The following is a 14976-nucleotide window of genomic DNA, read 5'->3' as shown; positions in this document are numbered from 1 at the left end:
CCGTCCGCCCGGGGTGTGCCCGGGGGTCCGCCGGGACCGCGTCCACGGGCGGGTACGCTGCCTGCGGCTCCCCCCGGCCGACGCCGGGTGGGGCTCCCCCCGGCCGACGCCGGGTGGGGCTGCCCCCTGCCGGAGGCCGGGGAGCACCCTCCAGCAGACCCCCGACGAGAGGCGCCCGCCCGTGACCGCCTACACCCCCGCCGTACGGTTGCGCCGGGCCGCCTTCATCGGTGCCCTGTGCGCGGGCCTCGCCGTCGCCGGGACGGGCTGCGCCGCGGAGAAGACGGACCCCGACAAGGGCACGAACGGGGTGGGCAAGCTCGCCGCCGACAAGATCGAGGGCCAGGCGAAGGCCGCCGCCACCGCAGCCGCCTCCGTCCACCTGTCCGGCACGCTCGTCAGCGGCGGCAAGACCTTCACCCTCGACATGCGGCTGAAGGCGGACGGCGGCTCCGGCGAGGTGAAGTCGGCCGAGGACACCTTCCAGCTGCTGCGGGTCGGCGAGCAGCTGTACCTGAAGGCGAGCGCGGCCTTCTGGGGCAAGTCGGACTCGGCCGGCAAGCTCGGCGACAAGTACGTGAAGGTGCCCGAGAGCGACCCCACCTACAAGCAGTTCCGCGGTTTCACCGACATGCACGTCCTGCTCGACGGGCTCCTCGGCCTCCAGGGCCAGCTCACCAAGGGCGGCTACACCACGGTCGGGCACACCCGCGCCGTGCCGCTGTCGGCGGCCGCGGGCAAGGGCGGCAAGCTCTCGGTGTCCCTGGAGGGGACCCCGTACCCGCTGCTGATGGAGCGCGCCGGCGGCGCGGGCCGGGTGGAGCTGTCCGAATGGGGCAAGCCCTTCCCGCTGGAGGCGCCCGCCCAGGACCAGACCCTGGACTACGGCAGCCAGCTGCCGACCACCAAGGACGGCAAGGGCGCCGGCCCCACCGGCACCCCGGCCCCCTCGAAGTCCCCCGCCCAGGGCTCGGGCACGGGCTCCGGCACGGGCTCGAACCCCGGCACGGGCTGACCCGCTCCTACCGCTTGGCCTTCTTCCGCTTCAGCAGCAGCTTCGGCAGGCTCGCCGGGATCGGCCTGCGGGTGACCGCGGGGGAGCCCAGCGGCCGGGCGGCCAGCGAACCGTCGGGGAGCTGCCCGTCCACCGCCACCGGCTCCAGCCGCAGCAGCCGGCACTCCCGGGCCCAGCGCTCCGTCATCGCCTCCGAGTCCGGCGCGTTCAGCCGCTTGCCCTTCAGCTCGGCGACGGCGGCCTCCCACGGCTCGCTGCCGGGTACGAGTTCCCGTACGGCCGCGGTCCAGGCCACGAGCCGGCCGCCCTTGTCCTTGCTGCGTACGGTCACCTCGGCCGAGGAGCCGTCGGCGAGTCCGGGGAAGGGCTGCTCGCCGGGCCCGTCGCCGAGCACGTGCGCGGCGCCGTCCACCCAGGCGTGCCACAGGGCCCGGTCGGCACCGGAGCCGCGGACCCAGATGAGGCCGGACTTCTTGGAGGCCTCCTCGACGAGGGCCAGGTCGAGTGCGCTGAGAGTCATGCGCACAGGGTAGGCGGTGCCCTCCCGCCGGGCGCCGCCGGCCGCTACAGCCAGCCGTTGCGGCGCAGGGTCCGGTGGATGGCGAAACAGCTCCCGACGATGGTGGCCATCACCAGCGGATAGCCGTAGCGCCAGTGCAGCTCCGGCATGTGGTCGAAGTTCATCCCGTACACGCCGCAGATCATCGTCGGCACGGCGATGATCGCCGCCCAGGAGGTGATCTTGCGCATGTCCTCGTTCTGGGCGACGGAGGCCTGGGCCAGGTTCGCCTGGAGGATCGAGTTCAGCAGCTCGTCGAAGCCGATGACCTGCTCGTGCACCCGCGCGAGGTGGTCGGCCACGTCGCGGAAGTACTTCTGGATGTCCGGGTCCACCAGCCGCATGGGCCGCTCGCTCAGCAGCTCCATCGGCCGCAGCAGCGGCGAGACCGCCCGCTTGAACTCCAGCACCTCGCGCTTGAGCTGGTAGATGCGGCCCGCGTCGCCGCCCCGGCTGACGCCCTTGGAGGGGGCGGCGAAGACCGCGCTCTCCACCTCGTCGATGTCGTCCTGTACGGCCGCCGCGACCGCGATGTAGCCGTCGACCACGTGGTCGGCGATGGAGTGCAGCACGGCCGAGGGGCCCCGCGAGAGCAGTTCCGGGTCGTCCTGGAGGCGGTGGCGCAGGCTCCGCAGGGACCCCTGGCCGCCGTGCCGGACGGTGATGACGAAGTCGGGGCCGGTGAAGCACATCACCTCGCCGGTCTCCACCACCTCGCTGGTGGCGGTGAGTTCGGCGTGCTCGACGTAGTGGATCGTCTTGAAGACGGTGAAGAGCGTCTCGTCGTAGCGCTCCAGCTTCGGCCGCTGGTGCGCGTGCACCGCGTCCTCCACGGCGAGCGGGTGCAGGCCGAAGGTGGCGGCGATCCCGGCGAACTCGGCCTCGGTGGGCTCGTGCAGGCCGATCCACGCGAAACCGCCGTCCTCGCGGACCCGGCGCAGGGCCTCACGCGGCGTCAGGCAGGCCCCGCCCGGCTCCCGCCGGTCGCGCCGGCCGTCGCGGTACACGGCGCAGTCGACCACCGCGCTGCTGGCGGAGGGGTCGCGGGTGGTGTCGTAGCCGGGCTGTACGGGGGTGGACCGGCGCAGTGCCGGACGGACGGCGGCACGGAGGTAGGGCAGCATCGACATGGCAGGCTCCTTCGCGCGCACGGCTGCGGACCGTACGGGTGGGAGGCCCTCTGTGGCCGTGGGCGGGCAAACCCGGGCTGACGGAGGGAAAACAGGACGGGAGGACAAAGTTCTGCCGTCGCTCTTCTGCTGATCAGAAGATCAAAGGGGGCTGGAGCCGCCCTTGAAAGACGCCGAAGAGCGATTGGTACTGCACGATCGACTTCGATCCATCGCAGCCCCACCTCCTCCGGCCGGTCCCCCGTGAGGGACGTCCTGGTCGCCGGGCCTCTGAAACAACGCTTCTGCGTGCGGCCCCGACCAGCTGTCAACACTATCAGCCGACGGATGGTCAAAGCCCGTCCTTTACCCGGCGGATACGAGTTCTATGCTCACTCCATGGCAGAAATTCTGGCCCTCGTCGAAGCCCGGCTGCGCAACGCGTTCGGCGAACCCGACGCCCGCGCCTCCGTCACCTTCCTGGGCACCGACCGCATCGAGGTCCTCCGCTTCGCCGGGGGCGACCTCGTCCGGTACGCGACCCTCGGCATGTCCGCCCACCCGATGACCGACCCGACCGCCGTCGTCGCCGATCCGGTGCGCGGCCCGCGCGCCGAGCTGGTCCTGACGGTACGGGCGGGGCTCGCGCCCACCGACAAGCTGCTGCGGCCGCTGGCGGTCCTGGCGGCCTCCCCGATGGTCGAAGGGCTGGTCGTGGCCCCCGGAGCCTCGCTGGACGTGGGCGAACCCCTGTGGGAGGGGGCGCCGTTCAGCTCCGTCCTCGTCGCGGAACCGGGCGGACTCGTCGAGGACCTGGAACTGGACGAGCCCATGGACCCCGTCCGCTTCCTCCCCCTCCTTCCCATGACGGCGAACGAGGCCGCCTGGAAGCGGGTGCACGGCGCGGCCGCCCTCCAGGAGCGCTGGCTCGCGCGCGGCACGGATCTGCGGGACCCTCTGCGTACGGCCGTCGCACTGGACTGAGCCCGGACGGGTGATCGCGTCTTGACGACGCCCCGGGCGGGGAGGAGCGTGCTTCATATGAGGGGCGAACCGAGTTGCCCGAAGTGTGGTGGCCGGGTCCGCGCGCCCGGCCTCTTCGCCGACTCCTGGCAGTGCGCGGTGCACGGCGCCGTCCACCCGCTACAGCCTGTGATCCCGCCCAGCGTCGAGGGGCTGGAGGTCGTCGTCAACCGGGCGAACGTGCCCGTGTGGATGCCGTGGCCGCTGCCGGTGGGATGGCTGTTCACCGGGGTGGCCGTCGCCGGCGACGACCGCAGCGGCGGCCGGGCCACCGCCGTCGCCTGCACGGGCCCCGGACCGCTGGGCGGCCTCGGGGAGCTGCTGCTGATCGCGGAGGAACTGGGCGTCGGGCTCGGCTCCCGCTTCGCGGGCATCGACTCCCCCGACCCCGGCCCGCACATCGACGTCTCGGCCCCGCCGCACGCCAAGGTCGTCGCGGCGGGCCGGCCCACACCGCTGTGGCACGTCTCCGGGGTCCCGGACGACCGGGCCGTGTTCGCCGGCGAGGCGCGGGGGCTGTGGCTGTGGGCCATCGTCTGGCCGGAACAGACGGGCCTCCTGATGTACGACGAACTCGTCCTCACCGACCTGCGCGACGCGGGCGCGGAGGTCGAACTCCTCCCCTGCGGCGCCCTCAGCCCCCGCATTTTGGGTTCCCCCTCTTAACGCGGTCGACCCCGGGGCCGAGCGGTGGTTGCCCACCTGTCCCTTTGTCTGCGGGCCGGGGTGCGGGGGGCGGGGTTTCGGCGGGGCGGTGTCAGAGCCGGTTTGGGGGTTTCCCGTCAGTCCCATCGTCCTTCCGGTTCGTGCCGGCCTGTCAAGGGCGCTCCTTCGTCGCGTCGCTTCGCGATGGCCTTCGGCCACCCTTGACAGACCAGCCCGCCCCGGAAAGACAAGGACTGCCGAGAACCCCCCAAAGGAACGGTCACGGGGCAGGAGGGGAGGAGCGGCCCCGTCAGCGAAGAGGCGAGGCGCCGGGCGTCGGCCTGCCGGGCATCCGGGCCCGCGCAAGGAGTGCCCAGGGCCGGGGGCCCGGTGCGCACCAGATCGCTACGCGCTTCTCCCGTCTCAGCGGCCGACGGCCGTCTGGGGTCGATCCCTGCACCAGATGGTGATGAGGGCGGCGGGCGGAGCACATAGGCGCATCAGATCGCTACGCGCTTCTCATATCTCAGCGGCCGACGGCCGTCCGGGGCTGATACCCACACCAAATGACGACCAGAGCGGCGGGGGAAACGCATGGACGCATCAGATCGCTACGCGCTTCTCGGATCTCGGCGGCCAGCGGCCGTCTGGGGCTGGTCATAGGCCGGCTCGACGTTGTTGACGGCCGTGGTGAATTCGCGGCCGGAGACGCCCCGGATGTAGGCGAGCTCCATCCAGCGCTCGATGCCGGTGTCGGAGACGTTCTCGTTGATCACGGCCATGAGCACGCCCTCGACACCCGAAGCGATGTCGCGCACGCGTCGGTGGAGGAGCCGGTGCGGCACGTACTCGTAGCACTCACTCATCGGACGCCGCCTCGAACGTGCTGAGGAAGCGCTCCCAGCCGGCCAACGCCCGGTCGAGTAGATCCGCACTCGGCGTGATGGTCGCAGCCACGGTCTTTGGCTGGCTGCCATCGCTGCTGTCCACGGGGACCTGGGGCATGCATGCCCTCCTTGCTCACGTTCGGTAGCAGAGTGACTACGACGCTACTCGCAGTGTTTCTGTGAATCAAGGGAAACTGTTACTCGCAGGATGTCTGCGTGCCTGCGAGACTGTCTGCGACTCGAAAGGAGCACGTATGAGCGACGGATTCGGCCTGATCGTGCGCTTCTCGCTGCGCGATCAGGAGGCCGCGAAGGCATTCGATGAGCTGTGTGCGATCACCCTGGAGGGCATCAAGGGCGCGGAGCCGGGCACGCTGACCTACGTGGTGCACGTGCCGGAGGGCGAGCCCTTGGTGCGCGTGTTCTACGAGCTGTACGCGGACCGTGCGGCCTTCGACGCCCACGAGGTGCAGCCGCATACCAAGCACTTCCTTGCCCAGCGGGACCAGTACCTTGCCGGTGTCGAGGTGACCTTCCTCGACGTGATCGGTGGGAAGGTGGCGGCACGGCAGTGAGTTCCGAGGAGCGGCGCGTCTTTGGGGCGCGCGTGGCCAATCTGCGCAAGCAGAAGGGCGTGACGCAGGGAGAACTCGCTGCGGCCATTGGCCGCACGGCGAGTTGGCTGTCGCAGGTCGAGCGGGGTATCCAGCCGGTGAACCGCCTGGACGTGCTGCGGCTTCTCGCTGACGGCCTTGGCGTGCCGCTCCAGGTCCTCCAGCCCGACGCGCCACCCCCGGCCGAGGCCGCGCCGTCGCTCGAGTTGGAAACGAACGACCTCGACCAAGCTCGTCTGGCGCTGTCTGGGCATCCAGCGCTGAATGTCCTCCTCACTCCACGCCAGGACTTCCAGCCGGAAGCCCTCCCTGGCCTTCGCTCGTCGGTGGACAGGATCTGGGAACTCACCCACAGCGCCCGGTTTGCCGAACTGAGTGCTGAGATAAGTGCGTTGGTCCCGAGCTTGGAGCAGGCTTGCCGTACGGCGACAGCTGAGCACCAACCTGAACTGCGCGATTTGCTGGCCAGGACTTACCAGGCCCTGGCTGCGGCTTTCGTGCGCCAGCACGAGGCAGATGCCGCATGGGTCGCAGCGGACCGGGCGATTCACGCGGCCGAACTTTCGGGCAATCCACTGAGCGTGTTCGCCGGGACCTACCGCCTGTGCCACGCCTTCGTACGCCTGAAGCACCTCGACCAGGCGGAGCGTGCCGCCACTACGGCCATCAGCGCCCTCGAAAACGCCACGGCCGACGAACCCACACCCCAGCACCTTTCCGTCCTGGGATCACTGCACCTGGTGCTGGCGCTCGTCCATGCCCGCGCGGGCGAAAGATCTTCCGCGCGGCAGCAGATCGAGGCCGCGCGCAGCGTCGGCCGACGGCTGGGCGAGGACCGCAACGACTTCAACCTCGAGTTCGGCCCCACGAACGTGGAGATCCAAGCCGTCTCAACCGCAGTCGACCTCGGAGACGCCGGCGAGGCCCTCGACCTCTCCAAGGGGCTCCACGCGGACGGCCTGTCCGCCGAGCGCCAGGCACGCCTGCTGATGGACATGGGTCGAGCCCACGCGCAACGCCGTCAGTACGCAGACGCGCTGGACTGCCTACTGCGCGCCGAGGAATTGGCACCCGAGATGATCCGCACCCACCTCGCAGCCCGGACGGTCATCAGGGACCTCGTACTCAGCGCTGGCCGTACCGCCTCCGACGAACTCCGTGCGCTGGCCGAGCGCACAGACAGCCTCGGTTGAGACGTGCCCGGGTCAACGCCACGCCACTCCGTGTCAGTAGCTGCGGCAGTGGTGCGGGACGACGGTCGGTTGCTGGCGATCCGTCGGGCGGACAACGGCATGTGGGAGTTGCCGGGGGGAGTGCTGGAGCTGAAGGAGACCCCGGAGGACGGGGTCCGGCGGGAGGTCCTGGAGGAAACCGGGATACACGTCGAGGTGGACCAACTCACCGGCGTGTACAAGAACATCGTGGCGGGAGTCGTGGCCCTCGTGTTCCGCTGCAAGCCCTCAGGAGGTGTGGAGCGCGTCTCGGTTGAGACCACCGCAGTTCAATGGCTCACGCCCCGAGAAGTGTCCGAGCGGATGGCCGAGGCATACGCGATTCGCCTGCTGGACGCCCTCGACGGGAACGGACCCCATGTGCGAAGCCATGATGGATGCCGACTGCTCACGGAGCGGTGAGCTGGCTCGCCTCCCCCCACCATCCAGTGAGGGGATCAGCCCCGGACGGCCGTCGGCCGCTGAGATCTGAGAAGCGCGTAGCGATCTGATGCGCCTCCGCGCTTCCCGCCTCGCCCTGGTCGTCATTTGGTGCAGGGATCAGCCCCAGGCGGCCGGTAGTCGCTGAGATATGAGGAGCGTGTAGCGATCTGTCGCGCCCCGGGCCCCTGGCCCTGGGCCCTTCTGGGACTGGCCCGGATGCCCGGCGTGGCAAGGCCCGGCCCCTCGCCTGATCGCTGAGGCGCCCGTTCCTTCCCCTTGCTCCGTGACCGTTCTTTTGGGGGGTTCTCGGCAGTCCTTGTCTTTCCGGGGCGGGCTGGTCTGTCAAGGGTGGCCGAAGGCCATCGCGAAGCGACGCGACGAAGGAGCGCCCTTGACGGACCGGCCCGAACCGGAAGGACGATGGGACTGACGGGAAACCCCCAAACCAGCCCTGACACCGCCCAGCCGAAACCCCGCCCCCCGCACCCCGGCCCGCAGACAACGAGGCGGGTGGGCAGCCACCGCCCGGCCCCCGGGCCCGCGCCGCAACCGGCGTACCCCCCCCGCCCGGCGGGATCATTCGGCGGGCGTCGGGCGGTACCCTGGAGTGTCCCCCGTCCGCGTGAACCCTGGAGTCCGGCTGTGCGCATCGATCTGCACGCCCACTCCACGGCCTCCGACGGCACCGACACCCCCGCCGAACTGGTGCGCAACGCCGCGACCGCCGGGCTGGACGTGGTCGCGCTGACCGACCACGACACCGTCGGGGGATACGCCGAGGCGATCGCGGCCCTGCCGCCCGGTCTCACCCTGGTGACCGGCGCCGAACTGTCCTGCCGTCTCGACGGCATCGGGCTGCACATGCTGGCCTACCTCTTCGACCCGGAGGAGCCCGAGCTCGCCCGCGAGCGGGAACTCGTACGGGACGACCGCACCCCCCGCGCCCAGTCGATGGTCGGCAAGCTCCAGGCCCTCGGCGTGGACGTCACCTGGGAGCAGGTGGCCCGGATCGCCGGCAACGGTTCCGTCGGCCGCCCGCACATCGCCACCGCCATGGTCGAGCTGGGGGTCGTCCCCACCGTGTCCGACGCGTTCACCGCGGACTGGCTCGCCGACGGCGGCCGCGCGTACGCCGAGAAGCACGAGCTCGACCCCTTCGACGCCATCCGCCTGGTCAAGGCGGCCGGAGGGGTCACCGTCTTCGCGCACCCCGCCGCCGTCAAGCGCGGCGAGTGCGTGCCCGAGTCCGCGATAGCCGCCCTCGCGGCCGCCGGCCTCGACGGCATCGAGGTGGACCACATGGACCACGACACCGACACCCGCGCCCGGCTGCGCGGACTGGCCGGGGACCTCGGACTGCTGACGACCGGCTCCAGCGACTACCACGGCAGCCGCAAGACCTGTCGTCTCGGGGAGTACACGACCGACCCCGAGATCTACGGCGAGATCACGCGCCGCGCGACGGGGGCCTTCCCCGTGCCGGGCGCCGGTGGAGACGCCCGCGCGTAAGCGCCGCGCCCACATCCCCCTCCGCTTCTTGGTAACACCCCTCACCTGCAAGGCATCACTGTGTTTGATTTCGCCGTCTTCGGATCCCTTTTTCTCACGCTTTTTGTGATTATGGACCCCCCGGGCATCACGCCGATCTTCCTCGCGCTGACCTCCGGCCGTCCCGCGAAGGTCCAGCGCCGCATGGCCTGGCAGGCCGTCTGCGTGGCCTTCGGTGTCATCGCCGTCTTCGGCATCTGCGGCCAGCAGATCCTGGACTACCTGCACGTCTCCGTCCCGGCGCTCATGATCGCGGGTGGTCTGCTGCTCCTGCTGATCGCGCTCGACCTGCTCACCGGCAAGACCGACGAGCCCAAGCAGACCAAGGACGTCAACGTCGCGCTGGTCCCGCTCGGCATGCCGCTGCTGGCCGGTCCCGGTGCGATCGTGTCCGTCATCCTGGCGGTGCAGAAGGCCGACGGGCTGACCGGGCAGGTCTCGGTGTGGTGCGCGATCGTCGCCATGCACGTGGTGCTGTGGCTGACCATGCGCTACTCGCTGGTGATCATCCGGGTCATCAAGGACGGCGGCGTCGTCCTGGTCACCCGGCTCGCCGGCATGATGCTGTCGGCCATCGCCGTCCAGCAGATCATCAACGGCGTCCTCCAGGTCGTCCGCGGCGCCTGACCCGACCGGTCCGCCCGACTGGTCCGCCCGGCCGGTCCGCATGACCGGTCCGCACGCATGCGAACGCCCCCGCACCGATTCGGTGCGGGGGCGTTTCGGGAAGCATCAGGAGGACGCACTCTCGGCCGGTCGGATCAGGATGCGCTGGCCGATGGCGGCCGCCTGCTGCACGATCCGGTTGACGGAGGCCGCGTCCACGACGGTGCTGTCCACGGCGGTTCCGTCGACATCGTCCAGGCGCAGAATCTCGAAGCGCACGGCTTCTCCCTTCGTCGGTGTTCTCCTTGCACAGGGTTCAACGGGGGCCGCACGAGAAACATTCCCTACGCTAAGGAAATTTTTTCCTTAGCTAACTACCGGCCACTCAAGGATCCCCAGAAGTCGACTAGAGAACCGGCCGTGACCTGCGGGTTCTCCGCGTTTGGGGAGTGCTCCGCACCCTCGACCACCACCCGGGAAGCAGCCAGTCGGATCGCCATCTCGTCCATCAGCGGCACCGGCCACGCGTAGTCGACCACTCCGGACAGGACGAGCTTGGGCAGCGGCACCGCCGCCAGCTCCGCCACCCGGTCGGGCTCCGCGACCAGCACCCGGCCGGTGGCGATCAGCTGCTCCGGCACGGTGGCCAGCCACCGCTCGCGCAGGAACGCCGCCAGCTCGGGGGAGTCGGGCACGGCGTCCTGCGGATCCTGGGCCCGCATCGCCTCCCACACCACGGGCATGCTTTCGGTGGGCGCAGTTTCCCGCATCACCTCCAGGGCCGCGACCAGCAGCTTCGTACGGTCCTGCTGGGCCTCCACGACCGCGGCGGGCCCGCTGCTCATCAGGGTGAGCGAGGCGAAGGGGGCGGCGTCGCGCAGCACCGCGGCGCGCGCGACCAGCCCGCCGAAGGAGTGCCCGACCAGGTGCAGCGGCCCCGGGCCGAGCGCCAGGGCCTGCGCCAGCAGGTCGCGGGCCAGCTCCTCCAGCCCGTACGCGGCCTCCTCGCGCGGGCCGGGGCTCTCGTACTGGCCGCGCCCGTCGACGGCGACCACCCGGTAGCCGGCGGCGGCGAGCGGCTCCAGGAGGGCGATGAAGTCCTCCTTGCTGCCCGTGAACCCGGGGACCAGCAGGGCGGTTCCGCGCACCGGCTCACCCGCCTCGTGCACGGCGAACTCGCCGCGGGCGGTGGTCAGGCGGTACGCGCGGGCGACGGGTGGCAGGGTGAGGCGCGGCGGCTTGCTCATGGCCCGAGGTTACCGGCCCGTACGCCCGGGTACGAGAACGGCCCCGGCCCCCTCGAAAGGGGACCGGGGCCGTTCTACGGGCGTGCGCCCTGCCCGGGTCAGCGGGGCCGACGGGCCTTGGGCGGCTCGACCGGCGGGGCCATCTGGAAGTCCGGCTCGGGGGCCGCCGCGGCGGCCGCCTTGCGGGTCCGGGTCCGGCGCGCCGGGGCGGGAGCCTCGGCGGAGACGGCGCCCTTGACCACGTCGGGGATCGGGGTGGCCACGGCCTTGCGCGTCGGGGTCCGGCGTCGCTTGACCGGGGCCGCCTCGGCGTCGGCGGCCTCGGGAGCCTGCGCCACCGAAGCCTCGGCAGCGACGGCGACCTTGCGGGTCCGCGTGCGCTTCGGCTTGGCCGGGGCCTCCTCGGCCACCGGGGCCGGGGCGACGACCGGAGCCTCGGCGACCGGAGCCTCGACCACCGGAGCCTCGACCACCGGGGCATCGACCACCGCGGCGGCGGCCTTGCGGGTCCGGGTGCGCTTCGGCTTGGCCGGCGCGGCCTCCTCCACCACGGCCGGGGCCTCGGCGACGACCTCGGCGACGGCCTCGGCCACCACCGGAGCCTCGACGACGGCGGCCTCGGCCACCGCGGCGGCGGCCGTAACGGACGCACGGGTCCGGCGGCGGCGCGGACGACGCGCCTCGTCGGCGGCCGGGAGGGCCGGGGCGGCAGCCTCGGCGGCCGGGGCCGGCACAGTGGCCTCGGCCTCGGCGCCCAGGTCGGAGCCACCACGGGTGCGGCGGCGCTGGCGCGGCGTACGCGGGGCACGCTCCTCGGTCACCACGGCGGCAGCGGCAGCGGGACCGCGGCCACCACGGCCACCGCGTCCGCCGGTCTCGCCCAGGTCCTCCAGCTGCTCGGCCTTCAGGCCCTCCCGCGTGCGCTCGGCACGCGGCAGGATGCCCTTGGTGCCGGCCGGGATGTTCAGCTGCTCGTACAGGTGCGGGGACGTGGAGTACGTCTCCTCGGGCTCGTGGAAGTCGAGCTCCAGCGCCTTGTTGATCAGCTGCCAGCGCGGGATGTCGTCCCAGTCGACCAGGGTGACGGCGATGCCCTTGTTGCCCGCGCGGCCGGTGCGGCCCACGCGGTGCAGGAAGGTCTTCTCGTCCTCGGGCGTCTGGTAGTTGATGACGTGGGTCACACCCTCGACATCGATACCGCGCGCGGCGACGTCGGTGCACACCAGCACGTCGACCTTGCCGTTGCGGAACGCGCGCAGCGCCTGCTCACGGGCGCCCTGGCCCAGGTCGCCGTGGACGGCGCCGGAGGCGAAGCCGCGCTTCTCCAGCTGCTCGGCGATGTCGGCCGCCGTGCGCTTGGTACGGCAGAAGATCATGGCCAGCCCGCGGCCGTCGGCCTGCAGGATGCGGGAGACGAGCTCCGGCTTGTCCATGTTGTGCGCACGGAAGACGTGCTGCGTGATGTTGGCGACGGTCGCGCCCTCGCCGTCCTCGGAGACGGCGCGGATGTGCGTCGGCTGCGACATGTACCGGCGGGCCAGACCGATGACGGCGCCCGGCATGGTCGCCGAGAACAGCATCGTCTGACGCTTCGGGGGCAGGTAGCCCATGATCTTCTCGACGTCGGGCAGGAAGCCCAGGTCGAGCATTTCGTCGGCCTCGTCCAGGACGAGGGCCTTGACGCGGGAAAGGTCGAGCTTCTTCTGCCCGGCCAGGTCCAGCAGGCGGCCCGGGGTGCCGACGATCACGTCGACGCCCTTCTTGAGCGCCTCGACCTGCGGCTCGTACGCGCGGCCGCCGTATATGGCGAGCACGCGGACGTTGCGGACCTTGCCCGCGGTCAGCAGGTCGTTGGTGACCTGGGTGCACAGCTCGCGGGTCGGAACGACCACGAGGGCCTGCGGGGCGTCGGTGAGCTGCTCGGGCTTCGCCCGGCCCGCCTCGACGTCCGCGGGGACGACGACCCGCTCCAGCAGCGGAAGGCCGAAACCGAGCGTCTTGCCGGTTCCGGTCTTGGCCTGGCCGATGACGTCCGTGCCGGAGAGGGCGACGGGGAGGGTCATCTCCTGGATCGGGAAGGGGGACACGATGCCGACGGCTTCAAGCGCCTCGGCCGTCTCGGGAAAGATCCCGAGGTCTCGGAACGTAGTCAGGGTGCTGCCTCTTCTGTGAGACGCGGCGCGAGGCGGCGAGGGGGTCCTACCGTGCCGGGCTTGCAGTACTGCGACGTACGTACAAAGCTGCGCGGGACCACTGGCCTTCGCTCAAGCGCTTCTGCCGCTGAGGGGGCCCCTCGTGCGGATCGGTACGCATGGACGTACCACCACACAGAGGGCGGTCGGGTGGAGCCGATCGGGCCACCGACCGGGCATCCTCATTCGGATGGCCCGCCGAGTATTCGGCAGGCGCATTACCACTGTACCCCGGAATCTCGCAGCTGTGTCGGGTGAATTCACCAGGTAGGCGTGTTTACGGGGATCGACAGTGAGTAGGTGTGGTGACTTGTGAGGCCTTTCGGCGGGCTATTGTGCGGAGCATGTCGACCGTAGAAAACGCATCTCCCGCCGACGAGAACGCCCCCGGGCAGGCGCAGGGCATCGCCGCCCAGGACTGGGCGACGGCCTCCGCCTCGCCGCAGTACCGGGCCGCCGTCGTGGACCTCCTCGGCGCGCTGGCGTACGGAGAGCTCGCGGCCTTCGAGCGCCTCGCGGAGGACGCGAAGCTCGCGCCCACCCTGGGGGACAAGGCCGAGCTGGCGAAGATGGCCTCCGCCGAGTTCCACCACTTCGAGCGGCTGCGGGACCGGCTCGCGGCCATCGACGCCGAGCCGACCGCCGCGATGGAGCCCTTCGCCAAGGGCGTGGACGACTTCCACCGCCAGACCGCGCCCTCGGACTGGCTGGAGGGCCTGGTCAAGGCGTACGTCGGCGACTCGATCGCCAGCGACTTCTACCGCGAGGTCGCCACCCACCTCGACACCGACACCCGCGCCCTGGTCGTCGGCGTCCTCGACGACACCGGCCACGGCGGCTTCGCCGTCGAGAAGGTCCGCGCCGCGATCGAGGCCGACCCGCGCTGCGGCGGCCGCCTCGCGCTCTGGGCCCGCCGGCTGATGGGCGAGGCCCTCTCGCAGGCGCAGCGCGTGGTCGCCGAGCGCGACGCGCTGTCCACCATGCTGGTCGGCGGCGTGGACGGGATGGCGGCCGGCTTCGACCTGGCGGCCGTCGGCGAGATGTTCACCCGGATCACCAAGGCGCACACCAAGCGCATGGCCGCCCTGGGCCTCGCGGCCTGATCCGCGGCCCGGTTCCAGGAGGCGTCCCGGCGCGGGGCTCCAGCGGGGCGCGAGTCTCAGTCAGCTCCCCGACGAGAGCGAAAACGGAGCGCGCCGGGGGGACCTCCCGGAACGGGCGGCGGGGCGCAGCAGCAGGGAGAGCACGACGGCGGACACACCGGCGCCGCCCAGCAGGGTCGCGAGCAGGGTGTTGTGTCCCGGGCCCAGCGACATGTGCGTCAGGTACGCCCCGAACAGCGCCCCGGCCACGCCGCTGACCAGCACCGTTCTGGTGGAGGGCAGCCTCTTCGCGAGTACCCGCGCGGCCGCACCGGCCAGGGCCAGGCCCAGCAGACCGGAGCCGAGCGCCTCCATCAGCAGCATCTGGTCACTCCCATACGTGAGGGCAAACCGGGTCACTGCGGTCCTACCCGAAGCGGAAGACAGGGAAACGGCCCGGCGGAACCATCCGCCGGGCCGTTTCCTTCGCTTCTCGGTGCCTCGAAGAGCCTCAGAGCGCTCCGAAACCGACCTTGCGCACGCTCGGCTCGCCCAGGTCGACGTACGACAGGCGGTCGGACGGCACCAGGACCTTGCGGCCCTTGATGTCGGTCAGGCTCAGCAGCGGCGCCGTGCCGGACAGCGCGGCGGCGACGATGGCCTCCAGCTCCTCGGCACTCAGGTCGCTCTCCAGCACGATCTCCCGGGGTGCGTGCTGCACGCCGATCTTGACCTCCACGGCTTTGTCCCTCCGACGGTCCGGTTCGCGCGATCAGCCGCGCCGTACCCGGTCC

Annotated in this window: 18 protein-coding genes; 9 read left to right on the top strand and 9 right to left on the bottom strand. The window is 71.3% G+C overall.

Annotated features, from left to right (window positions below):
• Positions 1–181 precede the first annotated feature (181 nt).
• A complete protein-coding gene (locus tag OOK34_RS06015; RefSeq protein WP_267032826.1) occupies positions 182–1015 on the top strand; it encodes a hypothetical protein in 834 nt (277 codons plus the stop codon).
• A gap of 7 nt (positions 1016–1022) precedes the next feature.
• Here the strand turns inward: OOK34_RS06015 and OOK34_RS06010 are convergent, their stop codons facing one another.
• Together OOK34_RS06010 and OOK34_RS06005 are read right to left on the bottom strand one after the other, a co-directional pair.
• Positions 1023–1535: a hypothetical protein gene (locus OOK34_RS06010; RefSeq protein ID WP_267032825.1), complete on the bottom strand. Its 513-nt coding sequence runs from the start codon at positions 1533–1535 to the stop codon at positions 1023–1025.
• A gap of 44 nt (positions 1536–1579) precedes the next feature.
• Complete coding sequence (locus OOK34_RS06005; protein ID WP_267032824.1) at positions 1580–2704, bottom strand: magnesium and cobalt transport protein CorA; 1125 nt, start codon at positions 2702–2704, stop codon at positions 1580–1582.
• A gap of 378 nt (positions 2705–3082) precedes the next feature.
• Between OOK34_RS06005 and OOK34_RS06000 the strand changes: the two genes are divergently transcribed.
• The gene (locus tag OOK34_RS06000; protein WP_267032823.1) at positions 3083–3667 is read left to right on the top strand and encodes a suppressor of fused domain protein; all 585 of its coding nucleotides are present in this window, start codon (positions 3083–3085) and stop codon (positions 3665–3667) included.
• A gap of 57 nt (positions 3668–3724) precedes the next feature.
• The gene (locus OOK34_RS05995) at positions 3725–4372 is read left to right on the top strand and encodes a DUF6758 family protein (protein WP_267032822.1); all 648 of its coding nucleotides are present in this window, start codon (positions 3725–3727) and stop codon (positions 4370–4372) included.
• Positions 4373–4962: 590 nt separating this feature from the next.
• Here the strand turns inward: OOK34_RS05995 and OOK34_RS05990 are convergent.
• Together OOK34_RS05990 and OOK34_RS05985 are read right to left on the bottom strand one after the other, a co-directional pair.
• A complete protein-coding gene (locus tag OOK34_RS05990) occupies positions 4963–5217 on the bottom strand; it encodes a hypothetical protein (RefSeq protein ID WP_267032821.1) in 255 nt (84 codons plus the stop codon).
• Entirely contained in the window at positions 5210–5356 is a 147-nt protein-coding gene (locus OOK34_RS05985) for a hypothetical protein (RefSeq protein ID WP_267032820.1), read from the bottom strand. The genes OOK34_RS05990 and OOK34_RS05985 overlap by 8 nt, the downstream gene beginning before the upstream one ends.
• A 136-nt stretch (positions 5357–5492) precedes the next feature.
• Here OOK34_RS05985 and OOK34_RS05980 point away from each other — a divergent pair, with 136 nt between their 5' ends.
• From OOK34_RS05980 to OOK34_RS05960, 5 genes are all read left to right on the top strand, one after another.
• On the top strand, positions 5493–5813 hold the full coding sequence (locus tag OOK34_RS05980) for a putative quinol monooxygenase (RefSeq protein WP_267032819.1): 321 nt from the start codon (positions 5493–5495) through the stop codon (positions 5811–5813).
• Positions 5810–7045, top strand: a complete 1236-nt coding sequence (locus OOK34_RS05975; RefSeq protein WP_267032818.1) for a helix-turn-helix domain-containing protein — start codon at positions 5810–5812, stop codon at positions 7043–7045. The genes OOK34_RS05980 and OOK34_RS05975 overlap by 4 nt, the downstream gene beginning before the upstream one ends.
• Positions 7046–7048: 3 nt before the next feature.
• Entirely contained in the window at positions 7049–7486 is a 438-nt protein-coding gene (locus tag OOK34_RS05970) for an NUDIX hydrolase (protein ID WP_267032817.1), read from the top strand.
• Positions 7487–8149: 663 nt separating this feature from the next.
• On the top strand, positions 8150–9016 hold the full coding sequence (locus OOK34_RS05965) for a PHP domain-containing protein (protein ID WP_267032816.1): 867 nt from the start codon (positions 8150–8152) through the stop codon (positions 9014–9016).
• A 60-nt stretch (positions 9017–9076) separates the two neighbouring features.
• Complete coding sequence (locus OOK34_RS05960) at positions 9077–9682, top strand: MarC family protein (RefSeq protein WP_267032815.1); 606 nt, start codon at positions 9077–9079, stop codon at positions 9680–9682.
• A 105-nt stretch (positions 9683–9787) separates the two neighbouring features.
• On the opposite strand, the gene OOK34_RS05955 is transcribed toward OOK34_RS05960, so the two are convergent.
• The 3 genes from OOK34_RS05955 to OOK34_RS05945 form a co-directional block, all read right to left on the bottom strand.
• Entirely contained in the window at positions 9788–9940 is a 153-nt protein-coding gene (locus tag OOK34_RS05955; RefSeq protein WP_007266367.1) for a hypothetical protein, read from the bottom strand.
• 95 nt (positions 9941–10035) lie between these two features.
• Positions 10036–10908, bottom strand: a complete 873-nt coding sequence (locus OOK34_RS05950; RefSeq protein ID WP_267032814.1) for an alpha/beta fold hydrolase — start codon at positions 10906–10908, stop codon at positions 10036–10038.
• A gap of 98 nt (positions 10909–11006) precedes the next feature.
• Positions 11007–12971: a DEAD/DEAH box helicase gene (locus OOK34_RS05945; RefSeq protein WP_267032813.1), complete on the bottom strand. Its 1965-nt coding sequence runs from the start codon at positions 12969–12971 to the stop codon at positions 11007–11009.
• A gap of 473 nt (positions 12972–13444) precedes the next feature.
• On the opposite strand from OOK34_RS05945, the gene OOK34_RS05940 reads away from it, so the two are divergent.
• A complete protein-coding gene (locus tag OOK34_RS05940; protein WP_267032812.1) occupies positions 13445–14203 on the top strand; it encodes a ferritin-like fold-containing protein in 759 nt (252 codons plus the stop codon).
• Between the two features lie 60 nt (positions 14204–14263).
• Here the strand turns inward: OOK34_RS05940 and OOK34_RS05935 are convergent, their stop codons facing one another.
• Complete coding sequence (locus tag OOK34_RS05935) at positions 14264–14566, bottom strand: hypothetical protein (protein WP_267032811.1); 303 nt, start codon at positions 14564–14566, stop codon at positions 14264–14266.
• Positions 14567–14693: 127 nt separating this feature from the next.
• Positions 14694–14921 carry a DUF3107 domain-containing protein gene (locus tag OOK34_RS05930; protein WP_267032810.1) on the bottom strand — a complete coding sequence of 76 codons (228 nt, stop codon included), beginning with the start codon at positions 14919–14921 and terminating at the stop codon, positions 14694–14696.
• Between the last annotated feature and the right edge of the window lie 55 nt (positions 14922–14976).

Origin of the sequence: Streptomyces sp. NBC_00091 (genome assembly GCF_026343185.1) — a bacterium.
Lineage (GTDB): Bacteria > Actinomycetota > Actinomycetes > Streptomycetales > Streptomycetaceae > Streptomyces.
This window is presented reverse-complemented; position numbering and strand designations above follow the sequence as displayed.

Bases quoted from the DNA above. Each gene is read 5' to 3' on its own strand.
- OOK34_RS06010 (WP_267032825.1), bottom strand. From the start codon at position 1,535: ATGACTCTCAGCGCACTCGACCTGGCCCTCGTCGAGGAGGCCTCCAAG.
- OOK34_RS06005 (WP_267032824.1), bottom strand. From the start codon at position 2,704: ATGTCGATGCTGCCCTACCTCCGTGCCGCCGTCCGTCCGGCACTGCGC.
- OOK34_RS06000 (WP_267032823.1), top strand. From the start codon at position 3,083: ATGGCAGAAATTCTGGCCCTCGTCGAAGCCCGGCTGCGCAACGCGTTC.
- OOK34_RS05995 (WP_267032822.1), top strand. From the start codon at position 3,725: ATGAGGGGCGAACCGAGTTGCCCGAAGTGTGGTGGCCGGGTCCGCGCG.
- OOK34_RS05990 (WP_267032821.1), bottom strand. From the start codon at position 5,217: ATGAGTGAGTGCTACGAGTACGTGCCGCACCGGCTCCTCCACCGACGC.
- OOK34_RS05985 (WP_267032820.1), bottom strand. From the start codon at position 5,356: ATGCCCCAGGTCCCCGTGGACAGCAGCGATGGCAGCCAGCCAAAGACC.
- OOK34_RS05980 (WP_267032819.1), top strand. From the start codon at position 5,493: ATGAGCGACGGATTCGGCCTGATCGTGCGCTTCTCGCTGCGCGATCAG.
- OOK34_RS05950 (WP_267032814.1), bottom strand. From the start codon at position 10,908: ATGAGCAAGCCGCCGCGCCTCACCCTGCCACCCGTCGCCCGCGCGTAC.
- OOK34_RS05945 (WP_267032813.1), bottom strand. From the start codon at position 12,971: ATGACCCTCCCCGTCGCCCTCTCCGGCACGGACGTCATCGGCCAGGCC.
- OOK34_RS05940 (WP_267032812.1), top strand. From the start codon at position 13,445: ATGTCGACCGTAGAAAACGCATCTCCCGCCGACGAGAACGCCCCCGGG.
- OOK34_RS05935 (WP_267032811.1), bottom strand. From the start codon at position 14,566: ATGCTGCTGATGGAGGCGCTCGGCTCCGGTCTGCTGGGCCTGGCCCTG.